General features: G+C 56.8%; 5 protein-coding genes. 3 read left to right on the top strand and 2 right to left on the bottom strand.

Annotation, left to right across the window (positions count from 1 at the left end):
- The 3 genes from PCH01S_RS25975 to PCH01S_RS25965 all read left to right on the top strand — a co-directional run.
- Window positions 1–1,288 (top strand): chemotaxis protein CheA (locus tag PCH01S_RS25975; protein WP_042234688.1); only part of this gene is annotated, 1,288 nt, incomplete at its 5' end.
- A 315-nt stretch (window positions 1,289–1,603) separates the two neighbouring features.
- Window positions 1,604–3,580 carry a tetratricopeptide repeat protein gene (locus tag PCH01S_RS25970; RefSeq protein ID WP_042234686.1) on the top strand — a complete coding sequence of 659 codons (1,977 nt, stop codon included), beginning with the start codon at window positions 1,604–1,606 and terminating at the stop codon, window positions 3,578–3,580.
- Between the two features lie 73 nt (window positions 3,581–3,653).
- Window positions 3,654–4,193, top strand: a complete 540-nt coding sequence (locus tag PCH01S_RS25965; RefSeq protein WP_042234683.1) for an STM3941 family protein — start codon at window positions 3,654–3,656, stop codon at window positions 4,191–4,193.
- Window positions 4,194–4,314: 121 nt separating this feature from the next.
- Here PCH01S_RS25965 and PCH01S_RS25960 read toward each other — a convergent pair whose 3' ends face one another.
- Both PCH01S_RS25960 and uxuA read right to left on the bottom strand, forming a co-directional pair.
- Complete coding sequence (locus PCH01S_RS25960; RefSeq protein ID WP_042234681.1) at window positions 4,315–5,106, bottom strand: SDR family oxidoreductase; 792 nt, start codon at window positions 5,104–5,106, stop codon at window positions 4,315–4,317.
- 113 nt (window positions 5,107–5,219) lie between these two features.
- The gene (gene uxuA / locus PCH01S_RS25955) at window positions 5,220–6,257 is read right to left on the bottom strand and encodes a mannonate dehydratase (protein WP_042234679.1); all 1,038 of its coding nucleotides are present in this window, start codon (window positions 6,255–6,257) and stop codon (window positions 5,220–5,222) included.
- Window positions 6,258–6,361: the final 104 nt, after the last annotated feature.

Genomic DNA, 6,361 nt, shown 5'->3' with positions numbered 1-6,361 from the left:
GGGGAGCGCAGCGGCCGCCGCCGCAGACGCGCCGCCGCACGCCGCGGCATCGGCCTCCCGGCCGTCGGCCGAGGATGCTTCCGCTCCGGCGAAGGCCAAGTCTCCGACGATCCGCGTGAGCGTCGAGCGGCTGGAACACCTGATGAACCTGGTCGGAGAACTCGTGATCGACCAGACCCGCATTCATCAGGTGGAGCGGACGCAGCGGCGGCGTTTCGCCGATGAGACCGTCGATGAGCTGGGCCACATAGCCGATCATCTGTCGCGGATAATCGGCGATCTGCAGGAAAGCGTCATGAAGACGCGAATGCTGCCGATCGAACAGCTTTTCAACCGCTTTCCCCGCATGATCCGGGATCTTTCCCGCATGCTGGGCAAGGAGATCGAGCTTGTCCTCGAAGGAAAGGATACCGAACTGGACCGGACGCTCATCGAGGAAATCGCCGACCCGCTGATCCATCTGATCCGCAATGCGGTGGATCACGGGATCGAGAAGCCGGAAGTCCGCACGCTTTCGGGCAAAACCGCGGGAGGCGTCCTCACCATCCGGGCCGCTCACGAAGACAACCAGGTCGTCATCTACGTCCAGGACGACGGAGCGGGGATTGATCCCGCCCGGATGATCCGTTCGGCGCTGCAGAAGGGCGTCATCACTCAGGAAGAGGCCGGACAGCTCAGCGAGCGGGAAGCCGTGGAGCTTATTTTCCGCCCGGGCTTTTCAACGGCAAGCACAGTAAGTGACGTATCCGGCAGAGGTGTCGGAATGGATATCGTCCGCAGCCACATTGAGAAGTTGAACGGGTTGATCGACATTGAAACCCGCCTCGGACAAGGAACCTGCTTCAAAATCAAGCTTCCCCTGACGCTGGCCATTATCGTGGGCCTCCAGGTCAAACTCGGCGGGCGGACCTTCATCGTCCCGATGAGCAACATAGCGGAGATCGTCCGCGTGAACCCGGATGAGATCCGCAGCATCCAGGGACAGTCGGTCATCGTGCTGCGCAATCAGGTCATTCCGGTTGCCCGGCTTCACGATTACTTCCAGATCCCGTACACGGCGAATACGGGCAGCCACATTCCGCTCGTTATCGTGGGATCGGCCGAGAAACGCCTCGCTCTGGCGGTCGACGAACTGATCGGCAACCAGGAGATCGTCATCAAGTCGCTGGGACCTTATATCGGAAAAGTCGACGGCATCGCCGGGGCGACCATTCTGGGCGACGGAAACGTGGCCCTTATCCTGGAGATCGCCTCCATCATCGGCCGGACCGGCGGCCGTCCGCATTAGATTCTCGTTTCTCCCGATCCTTCTTATTCAATAGTCCTTGCCGGCAGCCTGCCGGTTGAAGGACTATTTGTGCTTCCTTTTATCGTCCCCTATAAAAACGTATACCTCCCCCGAGTAAAAATTTGTATAATAAAAGGATAGCTGTATCGGAAGAGCGTACGAAGGCAGGTTCCTTTGACGTTCTTTTCCTGCATCGGGGTCTGCGTGGGATTCTGAAACGTGCCGAAACAGATGACGTATGAAGCCGTGTTTCATTTTAGCGGATTCAGGTATACTTGCTTACTGGCAGAGGACAGAACAGAGGGAGGGAAGGCCGTGAAGCTTTTTAACGGCTATTATATAAAAAAAGGCAGACAGTACATAAAAGAAGGAAATTTCGCGAAAGCGCTCCAGTATTACGAAAAAGTCGATTACGGCAAGCTGGACACCGCCGAAAAGATTCGAGTCGCGGAGGTGTATCACGAGTGCGGGCGTACGGAACACGCGCTGTCTCTCCTGGGAGATATTATCGGGAGGGTGAGTTCGGATCAGGCTCATGAGCGGCGTGCGCATATTTTGCAGGAAATCGGCCGGGAAGAGGAGGCCATGCGGGATCTGGACGAGGCCATCCGGCTCAATCCCGAACCGTACATGTACTGGTATACGAGGGGAATATGGCGCAAAGATTTTCAGGATTACGAGGCGGCGGCCGCCGATCTGGAGGAATGCGTCAAGCGCGAGCCCGAAGATTCCGTCGTATCGAGCTATTACGAGCTGGGCATGTGCTACTGGCGGATGGAAGATTACGGGCGGGCGGAGCAAACGTTCCGTAAAGTGCTGTCGTATCCCGACCGGGACATTCCCATTTTCCATTACAGGCTTGGAAAAACGCTGGAGAATCTGGGCCGGCTGGAAGAAGCCGCCGCTTCTATGCGCAAAGCCGTCGATCAGGTGATCGAATGGGAATACATATCGGATAAGGGGCAGCGGCTCGTGCTCACCCGGACCGGCTACGGCGCGGGAGCTTTCCGGATTTTCATGGAAGAGGCGGAGCGTACCTGCGGGTTCCGCAAGGATTTGGCGGGTCTTTACGCCGGGCTGAAACGGTACGGGGAGGCTTTGGAAGAAATCAACCGTGCTCTTGAAACCTACCCGGACAACGACGGTTTGTACCTGCAGCGTGTGGCGGTCTACCGCAGCTCGGGGCGCTGGGAGGACGCGGAGCGCGAATTGGATGTTCTGGAAAAGGAGCGGGACGTGGAAGAGCGCGTCCTATGGATGGAAAGAGTTCTTCTCTACCGGGCGCAGAACCGGGACTCCGAAGCGGTCCCCCTGCTTCACAAGCTCTACGAGCAGGATTCCGGCAATCCGATCGTCTGCTACTGGCTGGCGGACGCTTACCTGGATCTGGGCCAGACCGGGAAAGCGCTGGAATTCAACAAGCGCCTGCTGGAACTGGAAGACAACGATCCTCTCAACGAGCAGCAGCGGGGGCTGATTCTGGAAGAGACCGGCGCTTACGGGCAGGCGGCGTCCGCTTACGGCAGAGCGATCGCGATGCAGGACCGGGCGGATTTCCGCATGAAGCGCAGCTATGCTTATTTCATGGACTCCCGCTTTGACGAGGCCCTGATGGATCTGCATCATGCGGCGGAGCTGGAGCCCGGCATTTCCGAAGGTGCCGGCTACCATCATGCGATGGGCCGGGTGCTTGAGGAGATGGGCCATCTTGATATGGCCATCGCTTCGTTTACGAAAGCGATCGACATTCAGCCGGAACATGCGGCCTATTACGAGAGCCGGGCGAAATGCTACCTCACTCTGCGCGAGCTGGAGAAAGCGGAGCTGGACTGCATCGTCGGCTACGATAAGGATGCCTCCTACACGGATCTGATCAGTCTGCGGGGCAATGTGCTGTACCTCAAAAAAGAGTACGCCGAATCACGCAACCTCGCCAGCCAGTTTTCGCGACTTCATCCGGACAGTCCTTCGGCTTTTTTCAATCTGGGTCTCGTCTGTTTCAAGCTGGAAGGGGAAGAGGATGCGGCACGCAACGCGTTCGACCAGGCTTTGGCCCTGGACCCGTCATACGGAGCCTGTTATATTTACAAGGCTTATCTGGATTACGGCCGGCTGGATTTCCGGGAGGCAATCGAGAATCTGGCCAACTGGAGCCTATTCACGTTCCCGGAGCTTTCGCTGGAGGAAAGGCTGGAACATCTGGAGGAGCTGGACGGACTGAACGAAACGGTGCTGGAAGGAGCGGCACGGCGCATTACCGAGCTGTATCAGGGACACGTCTACCTGTCTTAAATGCGTCCGTGTGTTTCAACTCGCGCGAGGCTTGTTATATAACGGATAGAGGATAAATTAGGGGGGATTGTTTTTGCAGCCGGTTCATCAGCCTAATGATTTGATCATTTATCCGAGTACCAAGAAAACGATAGGGCTTGTTTTGGCCGCACTCGTTTTTGTTGTTCTGGGCATCGTATTTATAGGAGCGGGACAGTCGGAGGAGGAGCGTTCCCTGGCGCTTGTAGCGATCGGGGGAGTCAGCGTCGTCTTTTTCGGAGCGTGTCTGGTGTATCTGGTTTACCGGCTCTTCAACCGGAAGCCGTCCCTTATCGTGAACGACGAGGGGGTTGTGGACCATTCGTCGGCTATCGGCGGGGGCGAGCTGAAGTGGGCGGATATCGAGGAAATGATGCTGTACGACTATATGGGCCAGCGGTTTATCGGCATCCGTCTTCACGACGCGGAAACGTATCTGGCCCGGCAGAGCGGGTTCAAGAAAGCGCTCATGAAAGCGAATCAGGGGCTGGTGCAGGCTACGGTCAACATTACGCAGACTGCCGTGAAGATGCCTTTGGAAGAACTGTACGCGCTGATGATGGAAAAATGGGAGCGCGACCGCGCCGGTGCCTAAAAAGGCCGGCCGCACCCGTGACGATACATAGGGCACCGGACGACGGCAGGCAGGCGCGCCGTACGTCCGGCAAACGCCGAAAGGGCGCTCTCCACGAAAATGGAGAGCGCCCTTTGTTCGATCAGCCGCGCAGGAGCGACTCTGCGCCGTCGACGTAGATTTCCGTCCCCGTGACATGGGAAGACTCGTCGGAAGCAAGGAAGAGCACGAGATCGGCCACCTGCTCGGGCTTTCCCGGCGCACCCTTGAGCGGGTGATCGCCTTCCGGGAATTCGACCGGAATTTGAACTTCCTTCAAATCGTCGGTCGGATACGTGTTGTCGTCGATATTCGTGTCGATTGCGCCCGGACAGATGGCATTTACCCGGATTTTGTACCGGGCAAGCTCCAGGGCCGCCATTTTCATAAAGGCTACCTGACCGGCCTTGGTCGTGGCATAAGTAGAAAAGCCGATATTGGAAAAGACGCGGTTGCCGTTAATGGAGCTCGTAATAATCACGCTCCCGCCCTTTTCTTTCAAGTGAGGAATCGCGTATTTGACGGTAGCGAACGTTCCGCGCAGATTGATGTTAATCGTCTGCTCCCATTCGTCGATTTCCAGCGTTTCGATCGGAGCTTTGGTTCCATTGATGCCCGCATTGGCGAACACGATATCGATTCCGCCGAATCGGGCGACCGCCTGTCCCAAGCCCTGTTCGATCATCTCCGGCTTGGAAATGTCGCACTCGATCACAAGAGCCTCTCCGCCGGCGCTTTCGATGTCTTTTTTCGTTTTCTCCGCATTTTCGGGAGTGCGGTCAAGCATGACGACCTTAGCCCCCTGCTGGGCCAAACGGATGGCCGAAGCTTTGCCGATTCCGGAGCCGCCGCCGGAGACGACGGCCACTTTACCTTCCAAACGTTTATCCGGCATGTGTATGCCCTCCTTATCAGCGTGAGTTCCGCCTGTTCGCAAGATCCGAACGGGATAGCAGAACGGGATAAATCTTTTAAGGAATTACCCTCACGCCGGGCGGAGTGAACCAGCTAATGGTTCAGGGCCTCGCGGATGCCGTTCAGGTAGACGATGCCGAGGGCGCGGTCGTAAAGCCCGTAGCCGGGTTTTCCCGTTTCGCCCCAGATCATACGGCCGTGGTCGGGCCGCAGAGGACCCTCGAAGCCGACTTCTTTGAGAGCCTTCATCACTTCCACCATGTCGACGGAGCCGTGCTCGGAGAGGTGGGAAGTCTCGCAGAAGCTTTTGTCCCCGATCCGCTTGATATTGCGGGCATGAACGAAGTGAATGCGCTTCTGGTGGCCGAAATGACGGAGCATGGCCGGGAAATCGTTGTCTTTATGGGCGCCCAGCGAACCGCTGCACATGCACAGTCCGTGATTCGGGCTGTCATAGAGTCCGAGGAAACGGTCGAGGTTCTCCCGGTTCGTAATGATGCGGGGAAGCCCGAAGATCGGCCACGGCGGATCGTCCGGATGAATGGCCATTTTGATGCCTTCCTCGTCTGCGACCGGTATGATTTCCCGGATGAAATAAGCGAGGTTCGTCCAGAGCTTCTCTTCGTCGACTTTTTTATAATGGTCGAAAAGTGTTTTCAACTGGTCGTCCGTATAGCTCGTATCCCAGCCGGGAAGTTTCAGTTCGCCTGTAAGCGGATTCATTTTCTGCGCGACTTCTTCCTCGTAGATGAGGGCGTTGGAGCCGTCTTCCAGCTCATAGTTGAGCGAGGTGCGGGTCCAGTCGAAGATCGGCATGAAATTATAGCAAACGGTATCGATGCCGGCTTTGGCCAGATTTCGCAGTGTCGTTTTGTAGTTGTCGATATAAGCTTGGCGAGAAGGAAGGCCCAGCTTGATATCCTCGTGAATGGGGACGCTTTCAATTACGTCCAGACGGAGACCGTGATCTTCGATCGTCTGCTTCAGGCGGGTAATTTTGTCGAGCGGCCATGCTTCTCCGACGGGAACATCGTAGATAGCCGATACGATTCCGGTCACGCCGGGGATTTGACGGATGTTCGTTAAGGTTACGGGGTCGTTCTCGCCGAACCAGCGAAAGGTCATCTTCAAGGTAATCATCCTCCCAATTAAGTTTAGAGGCCGGGGCCCCGGTGCTGCGGATGAAGGAAGCCGGTGAAAATAAGCTCCGTGACGAAGTACTTCAACGCCCTGCC

The sequence above is a fragment of the Paenibacillus chitinolyticus NBRC 15660 genome, assembly GCF_000739915.1.
GTDB classification, from domain to species: Bacteria; Bacillota; Bacilli; order Paenibacillales; family NBRC-103111; genus Paenibacillus_F; species Paenibacillus_F chitinolyticus.
Note: the sequence above shows the minus strand (reverse complement) of the source record. Positions and strands in the feature narration are given on the sequence as shown.